The organism is Christensenella hongkongensis (genome assembly GCF_000981035.1).
Lineage (GTDB): Bacteria > Bacillota > Clostridia > Christensenellales > Christensenellaceae > Christensenella > Christensenella hongkongensis.
The window spans coordinates 1-420 of the sequence record NZ_LAYJ01000085.1; the positions used below are offsets into that span (position 1 = coordinate 1).

Genomic DNA, 420 nt, shown 5'->3' on the forward strand with positions numbered 1-420 from the left:
CAGCCTCCCACAGGGACCAGCCCACCCTGTGCGGCTTCGAATACCTGCTGCCAAGCGCAATGGGCAGGCTGTTTGAAAAGGAATATGAAATCATTTCGACAATCATGAGCGTGCCGGAGCGCCCGTGTATGTTTGTGCTGGGCGGCGCAAAGATCGAGGACGCGTTCCTGATGATGGAGACGGTGCTGGCAAACGACAGCGCGGATATGATCCTCACAGGCGGCCTTGTGGGCAATGTGATGCTTGCTGCCTGCGGGGTGGACATCGGCAAAGCGTCTATGGCGTTCCTCGGGAAGAAAAATCTTCTGGAGCTGCTGCCTGAAGCCAAAAGGCTGTGCCAAACCTACCGTGATAAGCTCGTACTGCCCGTTGACCTTGCATGCGTAACAGACGGCAAACGCAAGGATGTGCCGCTTAGCG

At 56.9% G+C, this 420-nt stretch carries 1 protein-coding gene; it reads left to right on the plus strand.

What is annotated here, in order from left to right; genetic code table 11:
• Positions 1-420 (plus strand): phosphoglycerate kinase (pgk, locus tag CHK_RS06175; protein ID WP_046443169.1); only part of this gene is annotated, 420 nt, incomplete at both ends.